25 protein-coding genes and 1 tRNA gene are annotated in these 23327 nt (G+C 72.4%); 16 read left to right on the top strand and 10 right to left on the bottom strand.

Annotation, left to right across the window (positions count from 1 at the left end):
* The first annotated feature begins 29 nt into the window (after positions 1-29).
* The 5 genes from L6241_RS05455 to L6241_RS05435 all read left to right on the top strand — a co-directional run bounded on the left by L6241_RS05455 (position 30) and on the right by L6241_RS05435 (position 2571).
* A complete protein-coding gene (locus L6241_RS05455; protein ID WP_368245286.1) occupies positions 30-467 on the top strand; it encodes a VOC family protein in 438 nt (145 codons plus the stop codon).
* Between the two features lies 1 nt (position 468).
* Positions 469-1068 carry a helix-turn-helix domain-containing protein gene (locus L6241_RS05450; protein ID WP_368245285.1) on the top strand — a complete coding sequence of 200 codons (600 nt, stop codon included), beginning with the start codon at positions 469-471 and terminating at the stop codon, positions 1066-1068.
* 75 nt (positions 1069-1143) lie between these two features.
* Positions 1144-2082 (top strand): hypothetical protein, encoded by a 939-nt coding sequence (locus L6241_RS05445; RefSeq protein WP_354588406.1) that lies wholly within the window; start codon positions 1144-1146, stop codon positions 2080-2082.
* Positions 2083-2084: 2 nt separating this feature from the next.
* Entirely contained in the window at positions 2085-2447 is a 363-nt protein-coding gene (locus L6241_RS05440) for a hypothetical protein (RefSeq protein WP_368245284.1), read from the top strand.
* 51 nt (positions 2448-2498) lie between these two features.
* Positions 2499-2571, top strand: a tRNA-Lys gene (locus L6241_RS05435).
* 15 nt (positions 2572-2586) lie between these two features.
* Here L6241_RS05435 and L6241_RS05430 read toward each other — a convergent pair.
* Entirely contained in the window at positions 2587-3318 is a 732-nt protein-coding gene (locus L6241_RS05430; protein WP_368245283.1) for a FadR/GntR family transcriptional regulator, read from the bottom strand.
* A 146-nt stretch (positions 3319-3464) separates the two neighbouring features.
* Between L6241_RS05430 and L6241_RS05425 the strand changes: the two genes are divergently transcribed.
* From L6241_RS05425 to L6241_RS05385, 9 genes are all read left to right on the top strand, one after another.
* Positions 3465-5225 carry an L-lactate permease gene (locus L6241_RS05425; RefSeq protein ID WP_368245282.1) on the top strand — a complete coding sequence of 587 codons (1761 nt, stop codon included), beginning with the start codon at positions 3465-3467 and terminating at the stop codon, positions 5223-5225.
* Positions 5222-6022 carry a (Fe-S)-binding protein gene (locus tag L6241_RS05420; RefSeq protein ID WP_251718145.1) on the top strand — a complete coding sequence of 267 codons (801 nt, stop codon included), beginning with the start codon at positions 5222-5224 and terminating at the stop codon, positions 6020-6022. The genes L6241_RS05425 and L6241_RS05420 overlap by 4 nt, the downstream gene beginning before the upstream one ends.
* Complete coding sequence (locus tag L6241_RS05415; RefSeq protein WP_368245280.1) at positions 6019-7482, top strand: lactate utilization protein B; 1464 nt, start codon at positions 6019-6021, stop codon at positions 7480-7482. The genes L6241_RS05420 and L6241_RS05415 overlap by 4 nt, the downstream gene beginning before the upstream one ends.
* On the top strand, positions 7479-8129 hold the full coding sequence (locus tag L6241_RS05410; protein WP_368245278.1) for a lactate utilization protein C: 651 nt from the start codon (positions 7479-7481) through the stop codon (positions 8127-8129). The genes L6241_RS05415 and L6241_RS05410 overlap by 4 nt, the downstream gene beginning before the upstream one ends.
* A gap of 14 nt (positions 8130-8143) precedes the next feature.
* Positions 8144-8875, top strand: a complete 732-nt coding sequence (locus L6241_RS05405; RefSeq protein ID WP_163562421.1) for an enoyl-CoA hydratase/isomerase family protein — start codon at positions 8144-8146, stop codon at positions 8873-8875.
* A 59-nt stretch (positions 8876-8934) separates the two neighbouring features.
* A complete protein-coding gene (locus tag L6241_RS05400) occupies positions 8935-9483 on the top strand; it encodes a hypothetical protein (RefSeq protein ID WP_368245276.1) in 549 nt (182 codons plus the stop codon).
* Positions 9484-9720: 237 nt separating this feature from the next.
* The gene (locus L6241_RS05395) at positions 9721-9918 is read left to right on the top strand and encodes a hypothetical protein (RefSeq protein ID WP_368245274.1); all 198 of its coding nucleotides are present in this window, start codon (positions 9721-9723) and stop codon (positions 9916-9918) included.
* 78 nt (positions 9919-9996) lie between these two features.
* Positions 9997-10620: a DUF47 domain-containing protein gene (locus L6241_RS05390; RefSeq protein ID WP_068269979.1), complete on the top strand. Its 624-nt coding sequence runs from the start codon at positions 9997-9999 to the stop codon at positions 10618-10620.
* 3 nt (positions 10621-10623) lie between these two features.
* Positions 10624-11616 (top strand): inorganic phosphate transporter, encoded by a 993-nt coding sequence (locus L6241_RS05385; RefSeq protein ID WP_191562964.1) that lies wholly within the window; start codon positions 10624-10626, stop codon positions 11614-11616.
* Positions 11617-11718: 102 nt separating this feature from the next.
* Here L6241_RS05385 and pstB read toward each other — a convergent pair whose 3' ends face one another.
* The 8 genes from pstB to L6241_RS05345 form a co-directional block, all read right to left on the bottom strand.
* A complete protein-coding gene (gene pstB, locus L6241_RS05380; RefSeq protein ID WP_123093575.1) occupies positions 11719-12498 on the bottom strand; it encodes a phosphate ABC transporter ATP-binding protein PstB in 780 nt (259 codons plus the stop codon).
* A gap of 28 nt (positions 12499-12526) precedes the next feature.
* The gene (gene pstA / locus L6241_RS05375; RefSeq protein WP_368245271.1) at positions 12527-13645 is read right to left on the bottom strand and encodes a phosphate ABC transporter permease PstA; all 1119 of its coding nucleotides are present in this window, start codon (positions 13643-13645) and stop codon (positions 12527-12529) included.
* Positions 13645-14589: a phosphate ABC transporter permease subunit PstC gene (gene pstC, locus L6241_RS05370; RefSeq protein WP_368245269.1), complete on the bottom strand. Its 945-nt coding sequence runs from the start codon at positions 14587-14589 to the stop codon at positions 13645-13647. The genes pstA and pstC overlap by 1 nt, the downstream gene beginning before the upstream one ends.
* A gap of 95 nt (positions 14590-14684) precedes the next feature.
* On the bottom strand, positions 14685-15797 hold the full coding sequence (gene pstS, locus L6241_RS05365) for a phosphate ABC transporter substrate-binding protein PstS (RefSeq protein WP_368245267.1): 1113 nt from the start codon (positions 15795-15797) through the stop codon (positions 14685-14687).
* A 201-nt stretch (positions 15798-15998) separates the two neighbouring features.
* A complete protein-coding gene (locus L6241_RS05360) occupies positions 15999-16958 on the bottom strand; it encodes an NUDIX domain-containing protein (protein ID WP_368245265.1) in 960 nt (319 codons plus the stop codon).
* The gene (locus L6241_RS05355; protein ID WP_368245263.1) at positions 16958-19207 is read right to left on the bottom strand and encodes an RNA degradosome polyphosphate kinase; all 2250 of its coding nucleotides are present in this window, start codon (positions 19205-19207) and stop codon (positions 16958-16960) included. The genes L6241_RS05360 and L6241_RS05355 overlap by 1 nt, the downstream gene beginning before the upstream one ends.
* 7 nt (positions 19208-19214) lie before the next feature.
* Positions 19215-20102: a mycothiol synthase gene (gene mshD / locus L6241_RS05350; RefSeq protein ID WP_368245261.1), complete on the bottom strand. Its 888-nt coding sequence runs from the start codon at positions 20100-20102 to the stop codon at positions 19215-19217.
* The gene (locus L6241_RS05345) at positions 20099-20791 is read right to left on the bottom strand and encodes a response regulator transcription factor (protein WP_068269953.1); all 693 of its coding nucleotides are present in this window, start codon (positions 20789-20791) and stop codon (positions 20099-20101) included. Before L6241_RS05345 ends, mshD begins: the two co-directional genes overlap by 4 nt.
* A gap of 42 nt (positions 20792-20833) precedes the next feature.
* Between L6241_RS05345 and L6241_RS05340 the strand changes: the two genes are divergently transcribed.
* Together L6241_RS05340 and L6241_RS05335 are read left to right on the top strand one after the other, a co-directional pair.
* Positions 20834-21661: a hypothetical protein gene (locus L6241_RS05340; RefSeq protein ID WP_368245257.1), complete on the top strand. Its 828-nt coding sequence runs from the start codon at positions 20834-20836 to the stop codon at positions 21659-21661.
* 81 nt (positions 21662-21742) lie between these two features.
* A complete protein-coding gene (locus tag L6241_RS05335; protein ID WP_368245255.1) occupies positions 21743-22237 on the top strand; it encodes an FABP family protein in 495 nt (164 codons plus the stop codon).
* Positions 22238-22267: 30 nt separating this feature from the next.
* Here the strand turns inward: L6241_RS05335 and L6241_RS05330 are convergent, their stop codons facing one another.
* Positions 22268-23287, bottom strand: coding sequence for an LCP family protein (locus L6241_RS05330; protein ID WP_229299900.1), 1020 nt, complete (start codon positions 23285-23287; stop codon positions 22268-22270).
* Positions 23288-23327 lie beyond the last annotated feature (40 nt).

The following is a 23327-nucleotide window of genomic DNA, read 5'->3' as shown; positions in this document are numbered from 1 at the left end:
CGCACGTGATGTGCACTAACGTGCTCGTCATGAGCGAGAACGAGCGCACCCGTCCCCCCTTCCACCTGGCCATCCCGGTCCACGACATCGAGGTCGCCCGGCACTTCTACGGCGAGGTCCTCGGCTTCGGTCGCGGCCGTGAGGACGAGCGCTGGACCGACTGGGACCTCGAGGGTCACCAGCTCGTCACGCACATGGTCGACGACCACTCGAACGCGGTCGCGGGCCACAACCCCGTCGACGGGAAGATGGTCCCGGTGCCGCACTTCGGCCTCGTGCTGCCGGTCCCGCGCTTCCAGGAGCTCGCTGCGCGCCTCCAGGGCGCCGGTGTCCAGTTCGTCATCGACCCCTACGTCCGCTTCGAGGGCACCCCCGGCGAGCAGTGGACGATGTTCTTCCTCGACCCCTCCGGCAACGCCCTCGAGTTCAAGGCCTTCGCCGACCTCGACCAGCTCTTCGCGGTCTGACGTGGGTGCGGAGCGGACCGACGAGGGGGCGCTGAGCGAGGGCTTCCTCGCGCAGGTCGGCGCCCGGGTGCGGTCCGCCCGCACCGAGCAGGGCCTCACCGTCCAGCAGCTCGCCGACCGCGCCGAGATCAGCCGCCGTCTGCTCACCCAGGTCGAGCACGGCCAGGCCAACCCGAGCCTCGTCTCGATCACCCGGGTCGCCCGGGCTCTCGGGACCGAGCTCACCGAGCTGCTCGACCCCCTTCGCCCCAGCGGTGCGATCTCGGTCGTCGAGGGGGGCGCGGAGGTCCTCGTGTGGTCCGACGAAGGGGGCAGCAGCGCCCACCTTCTTGTCGCGACGAGCCACGGGCGGGCCGCCGACCTGTGGCGGTGGCGTCTCGAGCCCGGCGCGGGCTACCAGGGGCTGGCCGACCCGGCCGGCTCGCAGGAGCTCTTCCACGTCCTCGAGGGTGAGCTCACCCTCACCGCGGACGACGACCGGGTCGTCGTCCGTGCCGGCTCCTCCGCCCGGCTGCTCAGCGACCGGGCCTACCGGTACGCCAATGCCGGCGCGACGGCGTGCGTCTTCGTGCGCACCGTCGCCCTGTCCGGCGCCCGCTGAGCCGCTCGCCGGTCGAGGTGGCACGGCCCTGTGAGCCTCGAGACCACGACCTGTCCCTCCTGAGAGACTGCCGCCATGGGGCTCTTCGACCGATGGCAGCGACCGACCCCGCCCCCGACGGGCGGCCACGAGGGGTCGGTGCTGCCGGCGCTCGCCCCTGACGCCGCGGACCGGCTGCTCGCCCTTACCCGATCGGAGCTCGCGAGCCGCGGGCTGGAGGCGACGATCGACGCCGGGGCCCTGCAGCTGGCGGGCGGTCAGGTCTTTGGGCTGCACAACCTCTCCGTCGTCGCCGCCGGCACCCGTGAACGCCGGTGGCCGCAGGTCGTCGCCTCCCACCTCGACGCGCTGCTCAACCCGCCCGACACGAGCGGCCCGCCCGACCCTGGTCAGGTCCTCGCTCAGCTGCGGACCCGCACCGAGATCCCGACCCAGCCGGCCTACCCGGCCCAGGAGCCGCTGCCGGGGGTCATCGCGATGATCGCCCTCGACTTCCCGGACCACGTCGTCGAGTCCGTCGACCTGCCCGACGGCATCCCCGACACGGCGACCGCGATGACGCTGGCGCGCAGCAACCTGCGCGAGCTGCCTCCGCCGGAGCACCAGAGCTACTGCCCCGAGGAGGACGACCCCACCTCGCAGGTGCACCTCTTCGTCACCGACGACTTCTTCGGCGCCGCGCGCCTGCTCGTCCTCGACGAGCTGCTCGAGCGGGCCGGGGTCGAGGTCGGCCCGGGCGGCGTCCTGCTGTGCGCGCCCTGCCGCCACGTCCTCGTCGTCCACCCGCTGGTCGGGCCTGGCGTCCTGGCCGCGCTGCGCTGGATGGTCGCCTTCGCCCGCGGTGAGCACGAGACCCAGCCCGGCCCGGTGAGCCCCCACGTCTTCCACCGGGCCGCCGACGGGCAGGTCGTCCAGGCGACCCAGGTCGACGAGGCGGGGCACATCTCCGTCGTCGCCGAGGACGGTCTCGCCGACGCCCTCACCGAGATCCTCGGCGAGCCCGAGGACGACTAGCGATGGACGAGCCGGCCCCGACCAGCTCCTTCGCGGCGCTCGGGCAGGGCACGTGGTGGGTCGACGTCGAGGACCGGCCGCACCGGCTCGCCGAGATGAGCGACGAGTACCTGAGCAACGTCATCGGCCACCTCCTCGTGCACGCCGACACCTATCGCACGTGGTGGCAGGTGGGTGCGACCCATGACGACACGGCGACGATCGCCGAGGGCCGGTGGGCTGCCGAGCTCGTCGCCCGGTCGGCCGGTGCGCCGGCCCCGTGGGAGATCACCTCGGCGGCCTGGCTCGAGGCCACACCGCTGGTGCGGGCGCTGCGCGGCGAGCTGCGCAGACGCCACCCGGAGCCGCCGCCGGTCCTCGACTAGGCTCGGCCGCGCGGCTCGGGGAGCCCGGCCCAGATCGGCCCGGTGCCGCAGGGGCCTCTAGCTCAGTTGGTAGAGCTACGGACTTTTAATCCGTTGGTCGTCGGTTCGAGCCCGACGGGGCCCACCGGCGACGGGGTGGTCACGCCCCCGTCGACAGCGCCGCCCAGGCGGAGCGGATGTGGGTCTCGACCTGCTCCTGCGCGGCGTCCCCGTCGCCCGCCGCCACGGCGTCGAAGATCGCCTGGTGGTCGCGCCGCAGCTTGTCGGCGACGTCGTCCCAGGACGCGAGGGTGCGGAAGCGGTCGAGGATGGGCAGCTGCATCGACTCGCGGATCGCGGCGGTGAGGTCGGTCGCGAGCCGGTTGCCGGCCGCCCGGGCCAGCGCGACGTGGAAGGCCGTGTCGTGGTCGTTGAAGACCCGGCGGTCGACGTCGGGGTCGGCCATCGTCTCGAGCAGACCGCGCATCGTCTCGAGGTCGTCCTCGGTGGCGTGCGCGGCGGCGAGCCGCACGCTGAGCCGCTCGAGCGCGATGCGCACCTCGAGCACGTCCGGCAGCTCGAAGTGGGTGAGCGAGACGTGCAGGCGCAGCAGTCGCCCGAGGGCGTCGCTCGGGACCGAGGTGATCGTCGTCCCCCCGGCCGCCCCCGCCCCGACGGACGAGCGCACGACGCCCTGCGCCTGGAGGGTGCGCACGGCCTCGCGGACCGCGGAGCGGCTCACCTCGAGCTGCTGGGCCAGCTCGCGCTCGGCGGGCAGCTGGTCGCCGACGCCGAGGTCGCCGGCGAGGATCCGCTCCTCGACGCAGGCGAGGACGACCTCGAAGGCGCGTCGGCTCTCGCGGGCCTCGGGCAGGGGATGAGCGGTCGTCACCGACCGATCATCGCACGACGAGCGGTCAATGGTCCGACCATTCTTGACGGCGGGACGCGGCGACCCCTACCGTCTTCTCCAGTCGAATGGTCTGACCATTCGGTGCGCCGACTCAACGCCGCGTCCAGCGCCCTTCGGAGGCCCCCATGACCGCACCAGCCGCATTCCAGCCCGACCTGTCACCGGTCGCCGACAGCCTCCTGCTGTCCGCGCTCGCCGCCCTGCTGCCGCTCCTGACCGTCTTCACCACCCTCGGGGTGCTTCGGTGGAAGGCCCACTGGGCCGGGCTCAGCGCCGTCGCGGTGGCGGTCGCCGTCGCCGTCCTCGCCTTCGAGATGCCGGTCCACCTCGCGGTGCTCTCGGCATCAGAGGGAGCGGTCTTCGGCCTCTTCCCCATCATGTGGATCGTCTTCACCGCGATCGTGCTCTACCAGGTGACGGTGAGGTCGGGCCGCTTCGAGGACCTGCGGGCGACCTTCCACCTCATCTCCGACGACCCCCGGGTGCAGGCGATCATCATCGCCTTCTGCTTCGGCGGCCTGCTCGAGGCGCTCGCCGGCTTCGGCGCACCCGTCGCCATCACCGGCGTCATGCTCATGGCGGTCGGCTTCTCGCCGCTGCGCGCCGCCGCCGTCGTCCTGCTCGCCAACACCGCGCCCGTCGCCTTCGGCGCCATCGGCACCCCGATCATCACCGCCGGCGCCCTGACGAAGATCCCCTACACCGAGATCGGTGCCTACGTCGGTCACCAGACCCCGGTCATCGCGATCTTCGTGCCGCTGCTCCTCGTCCTCATGGCCGACGGCCGCCGCGGGGTGCGCCAGACCTGGCCGATCGCCGTCGTCGTCGGTCTCGCCTTCGCCGTCGCCCAGTGGGTCTCGGCGACGTGGATCTCCGTCGAGCTCGCCGACATCGTCGCGGCGCTAGCCGGCCTGGCCGCCGCCGTCGTCTTCCTGCGCGTGTGGCAGCCCACCGGCCGTGAGGAGGCCCTCGAGGCGCTCGAGGTCGAGCGGCAGCGCGACCTCGCCCTCGTCGGGGCGAAGGGGGACGCGTCGACCGGCACCGCGTCGACGGGCACCCCCTCGACCGGCGCGGTCGACAAGGCCGGCACCGACCACTCGGTCTCCGTCGCCGAGCTCGACGCCCGCGCCCGCTCCCTCACCCCGGGCCGCATCGCCATGGCGCTCTTCCCCTACGTCCTCGTCATCGCCGTCTTCTCCGTGGCCAAGCTCGTCCCCGTCGTCAAGGAGTGGCTCCTCGGCACCGACGTGAAGATCGCCTGGCCGGGCTTGTCCGGCGAGGTCCTCACCGCCGCCGGCACCCCGAGCACGGCGACGACGTACACCTTCGCCTGGCTCAGCTCGCCCGGCACGCTCCTGCTCCTCACCGCGCTCGTCGTCGCCCTCGTCTACCGGGTCGGCGTGAGCGGGCTCGGCGCGGAGATGGCGGCGACGGCCCGCCAGATGCGCTTCGCCTTCCTCACCGTCTCCAGCGTGCTCGCCCTCGCCTACGTCATGAACCTCTCCGGCCAGACCATCGCCATCGGCACGTGGATCGCCGGGGCGGGCGGGGCCTTCGCCTTCCTCTCCCCGCTCCTGGGCTGGATCGGCACCGCCGTCACCGGCTCGGACACGAGCGCGAACGCGCTCTTCGCCACCCTGCAGCAGGCCGCCGCGCAGGAGGCCGGGCTCGACCCGACCCTGCTCGTCGCCGCCAACACCTCCGGAGGAGTCGTCGGCAAGATGATCAGCCCGCAGAACCTCACGATCGCGGCCACCGCCGTCGGTCTCGTCGGCCGCGAGGCCGACATCCTGCGCAAGGTGCTGCCGTGGAGCGTCGGGCTCATCCTCGCCGTCTGCCTCCTCGTCGGGCTTCAGTCGACGATCCTTGCTTGGATGCTGCCATGAGCGCGCGCACCCCTCAGCAGGCGACCGGGCAGCCCGGCACCCCGACGACCACCGGTCTGCGGGTGGGGCTCTTCGCCACCTGCTTCAACGACACGATGTGGCCCGAGACCCCCAAGGCCACCGTTCGCCTCCTCGAACGGCTCGGCTGCGAGGTCGACTTCCCGCAGGCACAGACGTGCTGCGGCCAGATGATGACGAACACCGGGTACGCCGACCGCGCGCTGCCCCTCGTGCGCCGCTTCGTCGACGTCTTCGGCGGCTACGACGCGGTCGTCGCCCCCTCCGGGTCGTGCGTCGGGTCGGTGCGCCACCAGCACCGCACCATCGCGGCGGCTGCCGGTGACGCCGACCTCGTCGCGCAGGTCGACGCCGTCGCCCCGAAGGTCTACGAGCTCTCCGAGCTGCTCGTCGACGTGCTCGGCGTGACCGACGTCGGCGCGTACTACCCGCACCGCGTCACCTACCACCCGACGTGCCACTCGCTGCGCATGCTGCGGGTCGCCGACCGGCCCCTGCAGCTCCTCCGTGCGGTGCGCGGGATCGACCTCGTCGAGCTCCCGGGCGCGCAGGAGTGCTGCGGCTTCGGGGGGACCTTCGCGATGAAGAACTCCGACGTCTCGGTCGCGATGGGCACGGACAAGGCCCAGCACGTCGTCGAGACCGGCGCCGAGGTCGTCGTCGCCGGCGACAACTCCTGCCTGGCCCACATCGGCGGGATCCTCGGCCGTCAGCGCACCGGGGTGCGCACGATGCACCTCGCGGAGATCCTCGCCTCGACCGAAGGGGACCCCGCATGAGCGCCGGACCGGTCCAGCAGACCTCGCCGACCTTCGTCGGCATGCCGGCCTTCCCCGAGGCCGCCCGCGAGGCGCTGGCGAACACCCAGCAGCGCGCCAACCTCCACCACGCGACGCGCACGATCCGCGCGAAGCGCGCCGGCGTCGTCGGCGAGATCGAGGACTGGGAGGCCCTGCGGGTCAGCGGCGCCGAGGCCAAGGACGAGGCGCTGCACCACCTGGGCGACTACCTCGAGCAGCTCGAGGCGAGCCTCACCGCCGCCGGCGCCACCGTGCACTGGGCTCGCGACGCGGCGGAGGCCAACGCGGTCGTCGTCGAGATCGCCCGCGCGAAGGGGGCCGACGAGGTCGTCAAGGTCAAGTCGATGGCCACCCAGGAGATCGAGCTCAACGAGGCGCTCGAGGAGGCCGGGATCAGCGCCTGGGAGACCGACCTCGCCGAGCTCATCGTCCAGCTCGGCCACGACCGGCCCAGCCACATCCTCGTGCCCGCGATCCACCGCAACCGCAGCGAGATCCGCGAGATCTTCGCCCGTGAGATGGGGGAGGTCGGGCGCCCGGCGCCCGACGACCTCACCGACGACCCTGCCCGGCTCGCCGAGGCCGCCCGGCTGCACCTGCGCGAGAAGTTCCTCCGCGCGAAGGTCGCCGTCTCGGGCGCGAACTTCGCCGTCGCCGAGACCGGGACGCTCGTCGTCGTCGAGTCCGAGGGCAACGGCCGGATGTGCCTCACCCTGCCCGAGACGCTCGTCAGCGTCGTCGGCATCGAGAAGGTCCTCCCCACGTGGGCCGACCTCGCCCCGATGCTCCAGCTGCTGCCGCGCTCGAGCACGGGGGAGCGGATGAACCCGTACACGACGATGTGGTCCGGGGCGCACGACGGCGACGGGCCGCAGGACGTCCACGTCATCCTGCTCGACAACGGTCGCAGCCACGTCCTCGCCGACGCCCTCGGTCGTCAGGCCCTGCGCTGCATCCGCTGCTCGGCCTGCCTCAACGTCTGCCCGGTCTACGAGCGCACCGGCGGGCACGCGTACGGCTCGGTCTACCCCGGACCGATCGGCGCGGTGCTCAACCCCCAGCTGCGCGGCACGGCGAGCGAGGTCGACCAGTCCCTGCCGTACGCGTCGAGCCTGTGCGGGGCGTGCTTCGACGCCTGCCCGGTGCGCATCGACATCCCCGAGATGCTCGTCCAGCTGCGCGGCGAGGTCGCCCAGCAGGGCGGCCACCGCGTCGAGTCCGCGGCGATGAGCGCCGCGGCCTGGGTCCTGTCGGACCCGCGCCGGCTCGCCGCCGCGCAGAAGGCCGCAACGGTCGCCGGACGGCTCGTCGGCGACCGCACCATCCGCTCGGTCCCGGGCCTGGGCGCGTGGAGCGACGCCCGTGACGTGCCGACACCGCCGAAGGAGACCTTCCGTCAGTGGTGGGAGCGCGAGCGCGCAGAGGGGGGCGACCGATGAGCGCCCGTGACGAGATCCTCGCCCGCGTGCGGGCGGCGACCGCCGACATCACGACGACGAAGGGGGAGCGACCCGCCCCCGTCGCCGTGGAGGAGACCGCGTCGAGCCCGGAGGCGACGCTCGAGCTCTTCGTCGAGCGGGTCGCCGACTACCGCGCGAGCGTGCTGCGCGCCCAGGAGCACGAGGTCGCCCACGTCGTGGCCGGCGCGCTGCGCGACCTGGGCCGGACCTCGGTCGTCCTGCCCGACGGGCTCGACCCCGCCTGGCGGGCCGCGCTCGAGCAGGTCGCGACCGTCGTCCCCGAGGGTCGGGGGGCCTCGGCGGGCGCGCTGGACGCCGTCGACGCGGTCGTCACCGCGAGCGCTCTGGGCATCGCGGTGACCGGCACGATCGTCCTCGACCACGGGCCCGACCAGGGCCGCCGGGCGCTCACCCTCGTGCCCGACTGCCACGTCTGCGTCGTCCGCGCCGACCAGCTCGTGCACGACGTGCCCGAGGCCGTCGAGCGCCTCGGCGGCGAGGCCCACCGGGGCCGCCCGCTGACCTGGGTGAGCGGGCCGAGCGCGACGAGCGACATCGAGCTGCAGCGGGTCGAGGGGGTGCACGGGCCGAGGACCCTCGTCGTCGTGCTCGTCGAGCACTCCTGACTAGGCTGTCCGACGTGTCTGACAACCGCGCCTACGTGACCTACTCCGCCTCCGACGGCGTCGCGCACATCGAGCTGGCCCGGCCGGAGTTCGGCAACACGCTCGACCTGACGATGACCCACCAGCTGCGCGACGCGGTGCAGCGCGCGCTGCGCTCGCACACGGTGGACGTCCTCGAGCTGACGTCGACCGGCGGCGACTTCTGCGTCGGCACGGACACCGAGGCCGCCCGTCAGGCGGACGACCCGACGACCCAGGTCTTCGAGCAGGCCGCCGCGCTCGACGAGATGTTCGGCATCCTCAACGCCTCGACCAAGCCCGTCATCGCCGGGGTGCAGGGGCTGGCCGCCGGCTCCGGCCTCGGCATCGCGCTCGCGGCGGACATCTGCCTGTGCACGCCCGACGCGACCTTCCGCGTCGCGCCCCACGGCGGTCTCGGCGCCCCCGACCCGGGCCTGGCCTGGCAGCTGCCGCGCGCCATCGGCCAGCAGCGCGCCCTCTCCTTCGCCCTCGGCCGGCGCACCATCGACGCGACGACCGCGGAGAGCTGGGGCGTCGTCACCGTCGTCGAGGGCGACCTCCCGGCCGCGGTCGACGGGATCGCCCGCTCGCTCACCGGCGAGGGCCTGTGGGCCAACGGCGAGACCCGTCGCCTGCTCCGGGCGTCGTGGGACACCGACCGCACCTCGCTGGCCCAGTCCGAGGCCGCGACGATGGTCCGCGCGATGCTGCGGGCGAAGGTCTGACCCTGACCGGCGAGGAGCCCCGGCGCCCGCGCCGTCCGCTGCACTACGGACCGCAGGCCATGGAGGCGCACGGCGGCACGACCCCCGGCCCGGCCGAGGCGGCCGAGGCCGCTCACGCCGCGGCGATGCTCGTCGTCGACGCGGGCCGCAGCGCCGACCCGCAGGTCGGCGCCCGGCTCGTCGGGCTCGTCCAGGAGGTCGGGCTCGACACCCTCGCCGAGCTGTGGTCGCACCGCCCGGCCCGCAGCCTGCCGGGTGCGCTGTGGCGGCTCTACCTCGTGCGGGAGTGGGTGCAGCGCAGCCCCGACAGCGCCAGCCGGGAGTACGCGACCGGCATGCACGTCGCACCCGTCGAGCACGTCATCGCCGGTGTCCCCGACCCGCCGGAGCCCGGCGAGGTGCGCGAGATGATCGACGGCGTCCTCGGCGGGGCCTTCCACCGCGACCTCGACGTCGCCCTCGACCGGTGCGCGGCCTTCTGCTCCGTCGCCGCGACCGGGCGGGCCGCCGACGAGCGCTCCGACGTCGGGTCGGCCGCGGCCCTGGCGACCACCGCCGACGACCTCGCGGCCTGCGCCGTGCTCTGGCGGGCCGGCCAGCTGCTCTGACGGGGGTGCGCGTCCGACCGGCTGGAGGCCGGTCACCCCCGTCCGGGAATGCTCCCCGGGGGAGAGGCGTTAGTCTCGTCTGTGCGCCGGGTCGCGGTAGCCCCGGGTCCCAAAAATAGCCGCCACGAGCGGCCTCGTGCCGAGAGGCGCTCCCGGCCCGGCGCACATCAGACCGTTCGCCGCACGGAGGGGCCGTCGCGACGCCGACGCCCCGCAGCAGGCTCCTACCGTGGTCGCATGTCCACGACAGAGCAGGGTGCCGACGAGGCAGATCCCGGTGTCGTCGCCCCGGGCCATGACCGAGAGCTCGTCCGAGCCCTCATCGAGGTCGCGCGTGACGCCGACCACCCGCTGAGCCAGTCCGAGATCGACGCGGCGCTCGGCGTGCAGCCCGGCAGCAGCCCCGACGGCCGGCCCCGGACGACCTCCGGCTGAACTCCGGGTTAGCAGGAGGTGTCGGGGAGCGCCTACGCTTGCGACGACCGTCTGCCCCTCACGCACCGGAGCTCCCCCGTGGCCTTCCGCCTCACCCCGTCGGACACCTCTTTCTTCGACCTCCTCGCGACGGCCGCGCAGCACGGCGTCGAGGCCTCGCGCCTGCTCACCGACCTCCTCGGGGCGCGCGGCGAAGAGGCGCTGCGGATCACCGAGCAGCTGCGTGACGTCGAGGCCGCGGCGGACGAGACCACCCACGAGGTCGTCCGCAAGGTCAACGCCGCCTTCATCACCCCCTTCGACCACGTCGACATCGTCGAGCTCGCCGCGGCGATCGACACCTGCGTCGACGAGATCGAGAGCGTCGGCTTCCTCATCGGGCTCTACCGGATCCCGGACCTGCCCGCGGACGTCGTCGCGGTCATCGAGATCATCTCTCGCATGGCGCAGGTGACCGCCGACGCGATGCCCCGGCTCCAGTCGATGAAGTCGCTCGACGACTACTGGATCGAGGTCAACCGCCTCGAGAACCAGGCCGACCAGCTCTACCGCCGGCTGCTCACCCAGATCTTCGACGGGTCGATCACCGACCCGATCCAGGTCGTGCAGCGCAAGGACCTCATCGAGGGTCTCGAGCGCGCGGCCGACTCCTTCGAGGTCGTCGCCCAGCACGTCGAGATGATCGCCGTCAAGGAGTCCTGACCGGTGGACTGGCTCCCCGTCGCCCTCGTCGTGCTGCTCGCGATGGGGTTCAACTACACGAACGGCTTCCACGACGCGGCGAACGCGATCGCGACCTCGGTCTCGACCCGCGCGCTCACCCCGCGCGCCGCGCTCGCCATGGCTGCCGTCGCCAACCTCTTCGGCGCCTTCTTCGGCACGAAGGTCGCCCAGACCGTCGGCAAGGGCATCATCGACGCGCCCTCCGGCACCCTCGGCCTGAAGATCTGCGCCGCGGCCCTCGTCGGCGCCATCGTCTGGAACCTCCTCACGTGGTGGTTCGGCCTGCCGTCGTCCTCCTCGCACGCGCTCATCGGCGGGCTCGGCGGCGCGGCCCTCGTCGGCGGCGGCGTCGTGCACTGGCTCGGGATCTTCGAGAAGGTCGTCGTCCCGATGGTGCTCAGCCCGATCATCGGCGTCATCGTCGGCTACCTCGTGATGACGACGATCCTGTGGGCCTTCCGCCACTCCCACCCGGGCCGCACGCGACGCGGCTTCCGCATCGCGCAGACCGGGTCAGCTGCCGCCATGGCCTTCGGCCACGGCATGCAGGACGCCGCGAAGACCGCCGGCGTCGTCGTCCTCGCCCTCACCGTCGGCGGCTTCCAGACCGTCGGCGACGACTCGATCCCGCTGTGGGTGCTCGTCATGAGCGCCGTCGTCATCAGCGCGGGCACCTACGCCGGCGGGTGGCGGATCATGCGCACCCTCGGCCGCCGGATCATCGACCTCGGGCCGCCGCAGGGCTTCGCCGCCGAGGCGACCGCCGCGGCGATCCTCTACACGGCGACCGCGCTGCACGCCCCCATCTCGACGACCCACGCGATCACCTCGGCGATCATGGGCGCCGGCGCGACCAAGCGCCTCAAGGCCGTGCGCTGGGGCGTCGCGAAGTCCATCGTCGGCGGCTGGGTGCTCACCTTCCCCGGCGCCGGCATCTCCGCCGCGGTCACCATGGGCCTGCTGCGCCTCTTCTGAGACGACGGGGGAGCGAGCTCCCCGTCGCCCGCCGGCACGACAAGAGGGCCGGTCGCACCTCCCTGCAGGTGCGACCGGCCCTCGGCCTGGGTGCCGGCCCGGTCAGCCGAAGCGGCCCGAGATGTAGTCCTCGGTGGCCTTCTGGGACGGGTTGTTGAAGATGTGGGTCGTCTCGTCGTACTCGACGAGCTGGCCCGGCTTGCCCGTCGCCTCGAGGTTGAAGAAGCCGGTCATGTCCGAGACGCGCGCCGCCTGCTGCATGTTGTGCGTGACGATGACGATCGTGTACTCGTCCTTGAGCTCGTGGATGAGGTCCTCGATGGCGAGGGTCGAGATCGGGTCGAGGGCCGAGCACGGCTCGTCCATGAGGACCACGTCGGGCTTGACCGCGATCGTCCGCGCGATGCACAGGCGCTGCTGCTGGCCGCCGGACAGGCCCGAGCCGGGCTTGTCGAGCCGGTCCTTGACCTCGTTCCACAGGTTGGCGCCCCGTAGGCTCGACTCGACGAGCTCCTCGGCGTCCGCCTTCTTGATCTTCTTGTTGTTCAGCTTGACCCCGGCGAGGACGTTCTCGCGGATCGACATCGTCGGGAAGGGGTTGGGGCGCTGGAAGACCATGCCGATCTTGCGTCGGACGTTCACCGGGTCCACCCCCTTGCCGTAGAGGTTCTCGTCGTCCATGAGGACCTGCCCGTCGACGTAGGCGCCGGGGATGACCTCGTGCATGCGGTTGAGCGAGCGCAGGACGGTGGACTTGCCGCAGCCGGACGGGCCGATCATGGCGGTGACGCTGCGGGGCTGGATGACCATGTTGACCCCTGCGACGGCCTTGAAGTCGCCGTAGTAGATGTCGAGGTCGCGGATGTCGATGCGCTTGGACACGTCGTTTGTCTTCCTTCTGCAGGCCGGGTCAGCGGCCGGTCTTGGGGGCGAAGTACTTGCTGATGAGCCGGGCCACGATGTTGAGCAGCATGACGATCGCCATGAGCGTCAGCGCAGCGGTCCACGCGAGGTCGAGGCTGTCCTGCTTGTTCAGGCCCGGGCTGGAGTACGAGCTGTAGGCGAAGAGCGGCAGGGCCGACATCGAGCCCTCGAAGGGGTTGAGGTTGACCCCCTTCGCCGCGCCCATCGTGATGAGCAGCGGCGCGGTCTCGCCGATGACGCGCGCGATCGCGAGGGTGACGCCGGTGGCGATCCCGGCGATGGCGGTCGGGAGGACGACCTTGGTCACGGTGAGCCACTTCGGCACGCCCAGCGCATAGCTCGCCTCACGCAGCTCGTTGGGCACGAGGCGCAGCATCTCCTCGGTGGAGCGGACGACGACGGGGATCATGAGCACCGCGAGCGCGACCGCACCGACGATCCCGGCCTGGTAGGCCGGCCCGAAGAAGAGGGTGAAGAGCGAGATGGCGAAGAGGCCGGCGACGATCGAGGGGATGCCGGTCATGACGTCGACGAAGAAGGTCAGCGCCTTGGCCAGCCTGCTGCCCCGCCCGTACTCGACGAGGTAGATCGCCGCGAAGATCCCGATCGGGATCGAGATGACGGCCGCCAGGCTCGTGACGATGAGGGTGCCCATGATCGCGTGGTAGGCACCACCGATCTCGCCCGCCCCGACCCCGCGCATGGAGAAGGTGAAGAACTCGCCGTCCAGCCGGTTGACCCCCTTCGAGACGATGGTCCAGATGACCGACAGCAAGGGGGTGAGCGCGAGGAGGAACATCGTCGTCACCACCGCGGTGACGAGGCGGTCGGTCGCATGCCGGCTCCCCTCGGTCACCCGCGAGGCGGTGTAGATCGCGACCGCGTAGACGAGCGCGGCGACCGCCATGACGCCGAGGAGGTTGAAGCCCCACACCAGGGTCACGAGAGCGGCACCGGCGAGGACGGAGCCTGCCAGGACGGCCCAGCGGACTGCCTGGCTCAGTCCGCCGGCCTGCGTGCCGGACCCAAGGCCGCTCGACCCGGTGAGCGTCTGGCCGGTGGTCGTCGGGGCCGCGTCGGGGGCCTTGTCGTCGATGTCGGTCATCAGTTGGCTCCGGAGAACTCGGACCGGCGCGAGATGATCCACCGGGCGAAGATGTTGACGAGGAGGGTGACGGCGAAGAGCGCCAGCCCGGAGACGAAGAGCGTGCTGCGCTCGACGCCGAAGGACTCGGGGAAGTTCAGTGCGATGTCCCCGGCGATCGTGCCCGAGGCGTTGGAGCTGAGGAGCTCCCACGAGATGACCGAGCCGCTTGCCGACAGCACGATGGCCACGGCCATCGTCTCGCCGAGGGCCCGGCCGAGACCGAGCATCGCCCCGGAGATGACGCCGGACTTGCCGAAGGGGATGACCGCCTGGCGGATCATCTCCCAGCGGGTCGCGCCGAGGGCGAGGGAGGCCTCTTCGTGCAGCCGCGGCGTCTGGAGGAAGACCTCTCGGTTCACCGCGGTCATGATCGGCAGGATCATGATGGCCAGGACGATCCCGATCATGAGCATCGTGCGACCCGTCACCGTGACGTCGCCGCCGAAGGGCGGGAACCACCCGAGGTTGCGGTTCAGCCACCCGAAGGCCGGCACGGCGTTGCCGGCGATCTGCAGGCCCCACAGACCGAAGATGATCGACGGCACGGCCGCGAGCAGGTCGATGACGTAGCCGAGACCGGCGGCCAGACGACGCGGGGCGTAGTGGGTGATGAAGAGCGCGATCCCGATCGACAGGGGCATCGCGATGAGCAGCGCGATGATCGACGAGTACAACGTGCCGAAGATCAGGGGCGCGACATAGCTCGGCAGGCCCTCGCCCCCGCGCACGTCGGCCGAGTCGGCGGTCACCGCGGGAAGCGCCATGTAGACGAGGAATGCGGCGACGGCGGCGAGGGTCAGGAGGATGAGGATGCCGGACCCGACGGACAGGCCGGAGAAGATCCGGTCGCCGCGGCGGGTCACCGCCTTCGCGGGGCCGCTGGTGGGGGTTGTCGTGCTCACGTGGGGTCCTCAGGGGATCAGGGAGAGGGGCAGACCGACGGCCCCGGACGGGTGTCCGGGGCCATCGATGCGTGGTCGAGGAGCGTCCAGGGGACTCAGTCGACCTTGATGTTGCTCAGCGCGCTCTTGGCGTTCTCCTGCGCGGTCTCGGAGAGCGGGGCGTTGCCGGCAGCCTCGGCGGCGGCGTCCTGGCCCTCCTGCGAGGAGATGTACTCGAGGTAGGCCTTCGTCGTGGCGGCCGCCTCGGCGTCGTCGTAGTCGGTGCACGCGATGGCGTAGGACACGAGGACGACCGGGTAGACGCCGTCCCCGGCGTTGGCCTGGTCGAGCTCGACGGCGAAGTTGGTCTTGCTGCCCTCGTCGGTGCGCTTCGCGGTCTCGAGGACCCTCGCCGCGGCCTCGGGGCTGTACTCGATGAACTCGTCACCGGCCTTCACCTTGGCCGCGCCGAGGTCACCGATCTGCGAGGCGTCCGCGTAGCCGATGGTGCCCTCACCGGCGCCGATGGCGTCGACGACACCAGAGGTGCCCTTGGCCGCCTCGCCGCCCTTGACCGGCCAGGCGTCACCCGGCTCGTGCGGCCAGTTCTCCGGCGCAGCAGCGGCGAGGTAGTTCTGGAAGTTCTCGGTGGTGCCCGAGTCGTCAGAGCGGTTGACCGTCGTGATCTTCGTCGAGGGCAGCTCGGCGTCGGGGTTGTCCGCCTTGATCTTCGCGTCGTCCCACTGGGTGATCTTGCGGTTGAAGATGTCGGCCATGACCTCCGGCGAGAGGTTGAGCTCGTCGACGCCCTCGAGGTTGTAGGCCACGGCGATCGGGGAGACGTAGACCGGGAACTGGATGGTCTCGCCGGTGCACCCCTTGTCCTTCGCCTGCGCCATCTCCTCCTCGTCCATCGCCGAGTCGGAGCCGGCGAAGTTCACCGCGCCGTTGATGAACTTCTCCCGGCCGGTGCCGGAGCCGTCCGGCGAGTACTCGACGGTGGCGTCGGGGTTGGTGTCGGTGAACTTGGCCATCCACTCGCCCTGGGCCTTCTCCATCGAGCTGGCGCCCGCGCCCTTGATGGACCCGGCGGCAGAGGAGCCGGAGCTCTCGCTCGAGCCGCCGGCGCTGGAGGAGGTCTCGTTGGCGGCGCCGCAGGCGGCCACGCCGAGGACGAGGGACATCGCGGCGAGGGACATGCCACCGCGCTTCATCGTGGAGCTCTTCACGAAAGGGCCTCTCTGAGGTTCTCGCCCGGTCCTGGGCGAAGGGAGTATGAGGACGGCACCCGTGCCGTACACCGAGGACGCTAGGGAGCGTCGGTGACCGGATGGTCGGTCGACGGTGAACGAGCAGTGAACGGTGGTTGCACAGAGCATCCCCAGGCCGCCCTCAGGAGGCGGGACCACCCGCACCTGGGGTATCGCGGCTCAGGCGCGGTCCTCCGGGTGGTGCCGCTCGGCGGCGACGACCCGGGCGTCCGCCCCGGTCCCGACGACGTGGCAGACGAGGACCTCCCCCTTCGCCATCCCGTCCTCGGCGTGGTCCTGCAGGACCGCGCGGGCCAGCGTGCGCTGACGCCTCGGCCCGTCGACGCGGGCGAGGAGGGCGGTGACGAGGTCGGGCAGGACGGGTCCGTGCGAGACGAGGGCGGCGGGCGTGCCGCGCTCGAGCAGCCGCTCGAGGTGGTGGACCGCGCGGGTCGGGTCCTCGGCGTAGCCCTCCTCCGACAGGCCGGGCTTGAGCCGCAGCCGGGTGCCGGTGCTCTGCACGAAGGGGGAGACGGTGCCGGCGGCGCGTACGGACGGCGAGCTGACGACCCGCTCGACCCCGAAGGCCCGCAGCAGGGGCACGAGCTCGTCGGCCTGACGCAGCCCGCGCTCGTCGAGAGGGCGAAGGGAGTCCTCCCCGGTCCACCGGGAGCGGGGGTGGGCCTTCGCGTGCCGTACGAGCGCGAGCGGCCACGTCGTGAGGGTGCGGGCGGCGTCGGCCTCGACGAGGGCCTCGAGCTGGTCGAGGTCGCGGCGGTAGGTCAGCCGGCGCCGGGCGTCCTCGACGCCGAGCCAGGCGATCTCGTCGATCTCGTGCTCGAGCAGGCCGCGCCCGCCGACGACCTCGGCGCACCAGTACCGGACGTCCTTGACGACCGGCTCGCCGCAGCGGTCGCGCATGCGGTAGGTCGAGGAGGGCAGCGGCCGGCCGAGGCGCACCTCGAGACCGGTCTCCTCGTGGGTCTCGCGGGTCGCGGCGACGGGGAAGATCTCGCCCGGGTCGAGCTTGCCCTTCGCCCACGCCCAGTCGTCGTAGCGCGGGCGGTGGACGAGCGCCACCTGCAGGTGCCCGCGCCGACGACGCCACGGGAGCGTGCCCGCGGCGCAGACGACGGGCATCAGCGGCGCGCCTTGCGGCGCCGCTTCGCGTACATCGCGATGAGCTGGGCCTGCACGTCGGGCAGCAGCTCCTCCTCGCCGCGGTGCTGGCGGGTCCACCGGCCGTCGCCGCGCAGGCTCCAGTGCGCGTAGTCCCTGGACATCCCCTTCGCCATGAGCTCGAAGAGCTCGTCGACGTGCCGCGGGTCGCGCATCCGCACGAGCGCCTCGACCCGGCGGTCGAGGTTGCGGTGCATCATGTCGGCGCTGCCGATCCACGCCTCGCGGTGCTCGTCGGTGCCGAAGACGAAGACCCGGCTGTGCTCGAGGAAGCGCCCGAGGACCGAGTGGACCCGGATGTTCTCCGACAGGCCCTCGACGCCGGGGCGCAGCGCGCAGATGCCCCGCACCCACACGTCGACGCGGGCGCCGGCCTGACTCGCCCGGTAGAGCGCGTCGATGAGCTCCTCGTCGACCATCGAGTTGACCTTGATGCCGACGTAGCCGTCCTCGCCGGCACGGGCGCGCTCGGCCTCGCGCTCGATGCGCTCGACGAGACCGGGTCGCAGCGAGCGGGGGGCGACGAGGAGGCGCTTGAACTTGCTGCGCGGCGCGAGCCCGGAGAGCTGGTTGAAGAGGCGGGTGAGGTCCTCGCCGACCTCGGGGTCGGCGGTGAGCAGACCGAGGTCCTCGTACAGGCGCGCGGTCTTGGGGTTGTAGTTGCCGGTGCCGATGTGGCAGTAGCGGCGCACGCCCTCGGCCTCCTGGCGCACGACGAGCGAGAGCTTGCAGTGGGTCTTCAGCCCGACGATGCCGTAGACGACGTGCACCCCGGCGTGCTCGAGCTTGCGGGCCCACTCGATGTTGGCCTGCTCGTCGAAGCGCGCCTTGATCTCGACGACCGCGAGGACCTGCTTGCCGGCCTCGGCGGCGTCGATGAGGGCGTCGACGATCGGGGAGTCGCCGCTCGTGCGGTAGAGCGTCTGCTTGATCGCGAGGACCTTCGGGTCCGCGGCCGCCTGCTCGACGAAGGCCTGGACCGAGGTCGAGAAGGAGTCGTAGGGGTGGTGGAGCAGGACGTCCTGGCGCGAGATCTTCGCGAGGATGTCGCGCGGCTTGGCCGACTCGGTGGGGGCCAGCTCGGCGTTCGTCCGTGCGACGAAGGGGGCGAAGTGCAGGTCCGAGCGGTCGATGTCGGCGATCGTGTTGAGCCCGCGCAGGTCGAGCGGGGCGGGCAGGCGGTAGACCTCGTCCTCGTGCACGGCGAGCTCGCGGGTGAGCAGCTCCATGACGTGGTCGTCCATGCCCTCCTCGACCTCGAGGCGCACCGGCGGCCCGAAGCGGCGCCGGGTGAGCTCGCGCTCGAGCGCGGTGAGGAGGTTCTCGTTGTCGTCCTCCTCGACCTCGAGGTCCTCGTTGCGCGTCACCCGGAAGGTGTAGTGCTCGTGCACCTCCATGCCGGGGAAGAGCTGGTCGAGGTGCGCCGCGATGACCTCCTCGAGCGCGAGGAAGCGGGCCTCGAAGAGCTCCGCGGTGACGCTGGTCTGGGCCGGGCGGACGGCGAGGAAGCGCGGCAGCGACGGCGGGACCTTGATCCGGGCGAAGTGCTCCTTGCCCGTCTTGGGGTTGATGAGCACGACGGCGAGGTTGAGCGAGAGCCCCGAGATGTAGGGGAAGGGGTGCGCCGGGTCGACGGCGAGCGGGGTGAGCACCGGGAAGATCTCGTGGGTGAAGATCTCGCTGACGCGGGCCTGCTCGGCGTCGTCGACCTCCGACCACGTGATGATCGAGATGCCCTCCTCGACGAGGGCGGGGCGCACCGACTCCTCGAAGATCCGGGCGTGGGCGGCGGTGAGGTCGTGCGAGACCTTCGAGATCTGCTCGAGGACCTCGCGCGGCTCCAGGCCCGAGGCGCTGCGCACGGCGATGCCGGTGGCGATACGGCGCTTGAGCCCGGCGACCCGGACCATGAAGAACTCGTCGAGGTTGCTCGTGAAGATCGCGAGGAAGCGGGCCCGCTCGAGCAGCGGCATGTCGGGGTCGGCCGCCATCTGCAGGACCCGCTCGTTGAACTGCAGCCACGAGATCTCGCGGTCGAGGAAGCGGTCGGCCGGCAGGCCGTCGGGGGCGGGCGGCGTCGCGCCGGTCGCGCGCACGAAGCGCCCGTTGGCGGCGCGGGGACGCAGGTCGGGGCTGTCGCCGGGGGAGGAGGTGACGGTCGAGATCTCGCTGCGACCCGTCTCGGACTCGGTCGAGGGCTCCGCGCTCATGCGCCCATCATGGCAGCGCGTCAGCGGTGGCACGCGCGTACATCGAGTGCACCGCGTGACGACCGAAGCCGGCGCTCGCGTAGGTCGCCAGCGCCGGCGCGTTGTCGCCCTCGACGTAGAGCTCGACGGTGCTCAGGCCGAGGCCCGCGAGGTGCGCCAGACCCACGGCGGTGACGTAGCCGCCGAGGCCGTGGCCCTGGTGCTGCGGGCTCACCCCGACGACGTAGACCTCGCCGATGCCGCTCGCCGGGTCGGCGACCTTCGTCCAGTGGAAGGCGGCGAGGTCACCCGTCGCGTCCTCGACGAGGAAGAGACCGGCGGGGTCGAACCACGCCTGCTCGGTGCGCTGCGCCAGGCCCGCCCGGTCGAGGCGTCCCTGCTCGGGGTGGTGGGCGAAGGCCGCGGCGTTGATCGCGAGGAGGGCGTCCTCGTCCTGCCCGGGGCGGAAGGTGCGCAGGGCGAAGCCCTCGGGCGGGGGCGGCGCGTCGGGCACCCCGGCGAGCGGGCGGCGCAGCACGAGCAGCTCGCGCACGCGGGTCAGCCCGAGCCCGGCGGCGAGGGCCTGGGCGGCGGGCAGGTCGCCGTGCGCCCACAGCCGGGCCTGCGGCTCGCGGTCGAGGACCGCGCGGGCGAGCTCGGTGCCGAGACCGCGCCCGCGCTCGTCGGGGTGGACGACGAGCTCGGCGGCGCCGTCGGGGGCGATCCCGGCGTACCCGGCGAAGGGGGGACCCACCGGGCTCACGAGGTGGGTGCCCTCCTCGGTGCCCAGGCGCAGGAGGAAGTCCTCGCCGAGCGGTGCGACGCCGTCGGCCTGGGCGGCCGCGTCCGCGAGGGCGCGCACGCCCTGGGCCCCGGTCTCGTCGAGGGTCGTCGGGCGAGGGCTCTCGCGGGTCATGAGGTGGTCTCCATCTCCTCGGCATCGGTGGCGTCCGGCACGAAGCGGTACCCGACGTTGCGCACGGTGCCGATGAGCACCTCGTGGTCGACGCCGAGCTTCGCCCGCAGCCGGCGCACGTGGACGTCGACGGTGCGGGTGCCGCCGAAGTAGTCGTAGCCCCAGACCTCCTGCAGCAGCTGGGCGCGGGTGAAGACCCGCCCCGGGTGCGTCACGAGGTACTTGAGCAGCTCGAACTCCTTGTAGGTGAGGTCGAGGGGCGTGCCGTCGAGGCGCGCGGTGTAGCTCGCCTCGTCGATGCTCACGCCGCCCGCGGCGATCTCGTCGTCGACGTCGGCGTTGGCGCGGCCCATCGCCAGGCGGATGCGCGCCTCGACCTCGGCCGGCCCGGCGGTGTCGACGACGACGTCGTCGACCGACCACTCGGCGGTGACGGCGGTCAGGCCCCCCTCGGTGAGGATCGCGATGACCGGCGCGGAGGACCCGGTGGCGTCGATGACGCGGCACAGGGTGCGCGCCTGGATGAGCTCACGGCGGGCGTCGACGAGGCAGACGTCGATCTCCGGGGCGTCGACGAGGGCGGACGCCTCCGCGGGGAGGGTCCGTACGTGGTGCCCGAGCAGCGCCAGCGCCGGCAGCACCTCGGCGCTCGGCGCCAGGTCGTCGGTGAGGAGCATGAGCCTGGCCATCACGCGTCAGTCTACGAAGGGGGCGTCGGATATGGTCGGCGCGTGTCGAACCCGGAGACCGCGCCGACCCGCGCCTCGCGCCGAGGTCAGCACGCGACCCGCTCCGAGCTGCCCGCCAGCGAGCCCTCCCGGCCCCGTCCGGTCGTCGCCGCGGCGAGCATCGTCCTCGGTCTGGCGCTCGCCCTCGCCGCCGGTGCCGCGTCCCCGATCGGTCTCGTGCTCGTCGTCACCCTCGCCTCGCTCGCCGTCGCCGCGGGCCTGCCCCGGCTCGCCGGGGTGCTCGCCCCGACGGCCTCCGGGCTCGTCGTGGCTGCGACCGCGATCGGCCTCGCGGGCGCCCGGCTGGCCACCGACACCGAGCCGCTGCTCGAGGTGGCGCCCGTCGCCGCCGGCATCGGCATCGTCCTCATGTGCCTCGTGCCGCTCGTGCACGCCCGCGCCCGTGCCCAGCTCACGCCGTGGCTCACGGCGACGGCCATGGGCATCGCCGTCGCCCTGTGCGGCATCGTGCTGACGATCGTCGAGAGCGACGAGCGAGCCCCGGTCGTCGTCGCCGGCGTGGCCGTCGCCGTCTCGGCGCTCGTCGACCTCGCGCTCGAGCGGCCCCGGCTGCACGTGTGGATGCTGCCCGTCGCGATGGTCGCCGGCGGTGCCGCCGGGCTCCTCGTCGAGCTCGTCGTCAACGGCGAGGTGCTCCTGTGGGCCGTCCTCGTCGGTGTCCTCAGCGCCGGTGTCGCGCTCGCGGTGCGCCGTCTCGTCTCGCGCCAGCAGGCCCTCGAGCACCCCGTCGCCGCGCTCGCCGCCGGGGCGACCTCCGTGCTCGTCGTCGGCCCGGTCGTCCTCACCCTCGCCCGCACCTTCCTGGGCTGACCCCCCTTCGCCCGAGATCTCGACACGCGCGCTGGTTGCAACCCGGGCGGCTGCCAACTTCTCGGGTCCTAGGCTGGCGCCGTGTTCACCATCGACCCCACCCTGCACCCGGACATCGCCCCCCTGGCCTGGCTCGTCGGCCGGTGGGAGGGGGCCGGCGTCGTCGGCTACCCGACGATCGAGTCCGCGAACTTCGGGCAGGAGATCATCTGCACCCACGACGGGCGGCCCTTCCTGCGGTGGGAGTCGCAGACCTGGCTGCTCGACGACGCGGGCGCCCGGGTGCGCCCGCTCGCGACCGAGCTCGGCTTCTGGCGGCCGGGCGGGCAGGGCGAGGCCGAGCTGCTGCTCAGCCACCCGACGGGCATCGTCGAGATGTACTACGGCAGCGTCGAGCCGGCCCGCGTCGAGGTGCGCACCGACGGCGTCATCCGCAGCCCGCACGCGAAGGAGTACGCGGCGGCCTCACGGATGTACGGCTACGTCAACAGCAACCTCATGTGGGTCATGGACATGGCCGCGGTCGGCCAGCAGCTGCAGAGCCACGTCTCTGCCGAGCTCAAGCGCGTCGACTGAGGCGCTCGTCCCACCCCGGCGACGGGGGGATCAGCGCGCCTCGTAGGTGTCCATCTCGTCGGCCTTGAGGGCGTCGCCGAGCTCGGCCATGCCCTCCTCGTCGAGGACGTCGATGGAGGCCCCGCCCGGGCTCGTGCCGTAGCCGGAGAAGGGCGCGGTGATGAAGTGGATGTCGTCGCCGCGGATGCTGCGCAGGGCGAGCGCCTGGTCGCGGATCTCCTTGCTCGTCAGGGTGTCGTCGACGACGGAGTTCGACGTGCCGGCCTCGACAAAGCTGGAGAACTTCATCGGGTTGAGCAGGACGCCGGGGGAGAGGGCCTTGGTCATGATCGCCTTCATCCAGGCCTGCTGGCGCTGGCCGCGCGAGATGTCGCCCTCGCTCAGCTGGTAGCGCTCGCGCACGAAGCCCAGGGCCTGCTCGCCGTCCAGGTCGTTCCACCCCTTCGTGATGGCCACCCCGCCGTTGCCGCTGGAGCCGCTCGCCTCCTCGGCGTAGACGCGCACGCCGCCGACGGCGTCGGTCATCTGCTTGAAGCCCTCGAAGTCGGTCTTGGCGACGTGGTCGATCTTCACCCCGACGAGGTCCTGGATGGTGCGCACGAGCAGGGGCGCCCCGCCGTAGGCGTAGGCCGCGTTGATCTTGTCCTCGCCCTTGCCGGGGATCGGCACGTACAGGTCGCGGGGGAAGTGCACGAGGTAGACGCCGCTGCTGTCGGCCGGCACGTGGACGAGCTGGATGACGTCGGCGCGCGACGCGGACTCGCCGGGGCGGGCGTCGGAGCCGATGACGAGGTAGTTGGTGCCGCGGCCGCTCACGAGCTTCGTGCCCTCGCTCGTCGTGCCCTCCTGGCCGTCCTCCTGCGTCGGCAGGAGCGGCTCGCGGGCGATGTCGTCGACCTTCGTGCTGAGGTAGCCGACGTAGCCGGCGACCCCGGCGAGGACGAGGACGACGACGCTGGCGATGACCAGCAGGGCGCGTCGCAGCCGCCGCTTCTTCTTCGGCGGCGGGTCCCGCTGGTCGTCGGGCTCGTCGAGGAGGTCGTCGATCACCCGGCCGAGTCTAGGTGCGGCACCTGGGATCTCGTCGGCG

Source organism: Janibacter sp. Y6, assembly GCF_040900765.1.
Lineage (GTDB): Bacteria > Actinomycetota > Actinomycetes > Actinomycetales > Dermatophilaceae > Marihabitans > Marihabitans melonis.
The sequence above is the reverse complement of the archived record's forward strand: the minus strand, read 5'-3'. Positions and strand labels throughout refer to the sequence as shown.

Excerpts from the sequence above, each read along its gene's own strand:
- L6241_RS05455 (WP_368245286.1), top strand. The coding sequence starts at position 30 with ATGAGCGAGAACGAGCGCACCCGTCCCCCCTTCCACCTGGCCATCCCG.
- L6241_RS05445 (WP_354588406.1), top strand. The coding sequence starts at position 1,144 with ATGGGGCTCTTCGACCGATGGCAGCGACCGACCCCGCCCCCGACGGGC.
- L6241_RS05440 (WP_368245284.1), top strand. The coding sequence starts at position 2,085 with ATGGACGAGCCGGCCCCGACCAGCTCCTTCGCGGCGCTCGGGCAGGGC.
- L6241_RS05425 (WP_368245282.1), top strand. The coding sequence starts at position 3,465 with ATGACCGCACCAGCCGCATTCCAGCCCGACCTGTCACCGGTCGCCGAC.
- L6241_RS05420 (WP_251718145.1), top strand. The coding sequence starts at position 5,222 with ATGAGCGCGCGCACCCCTCAGCAGGCGACCGGGCAGCCCGGCACCCCG.
- L6241_RS05415 (WP_368245280.1), top strand. The coding sequence starts at position 6,019 with ATGAGCGCCGGACCGGTCCAGCAGACCTCGCCGACCTTCGTCGGCATG.
- L6241_RS05410 (WP_368245278.1), top strand. The coding sequence starts at position 7,479 with ATGAGCGCCCGTGACGAGATCCTCGCCCGCGTGCGGGCGGCGACCGCC.
- L6241_RS05400 (WP_368245276.1), top strand. The coding sequence starts at position 8,935 with ATGGAGGCGCACGGCGGCACGACCCCCGGCCCGGCCGAGGCGGCCGAG.
- L6241_RS05395 (WP_368245274.1), top strand. The coding sequence starts at position 9,721 with ATGTCCACGACAGAGCAGGGTGCCGACGAGGCAGATCCCGGTGTCGTC.
- pstA (WP_368245271.1), bottom strand. The coding sequence starts at position 13,645 with ATGACCGACATCGACGACAAGGCCCCCGACGCGGCCCCGACGACCACC.
- L6241_RS05360 (WP_368245265.1), bottom strand. The coding sequence starts at position 16,958 with ATGCCCGTCGTCTGCGCCGCGGGCACGCTCCCGTGGCGTCGTCGGCGC.
- L6241_RS05355 (WP_368245263.1), bottom strand. The coding sequence starts at position 19,207 with ATGAGCGCGGAGCCCTCGACCGAGTCCGAGACGGGTCGCAGCGAGATC.
- mshD (WP_368245261.1), bottom strand. The coding sequence starts at position 20,102 with ATGACCCGCGAGAGCCCTCGCCCGACGACCCTCGACGAGACCGGGGCC.
- L6241_RS05345 (WP_068269953.1), bottom strand. The coding sequence starts at position 20,791 with ATGGCCAGGCTCATGCTCCTCACCGACGACCTGGCGCCGAGCGCCGAG.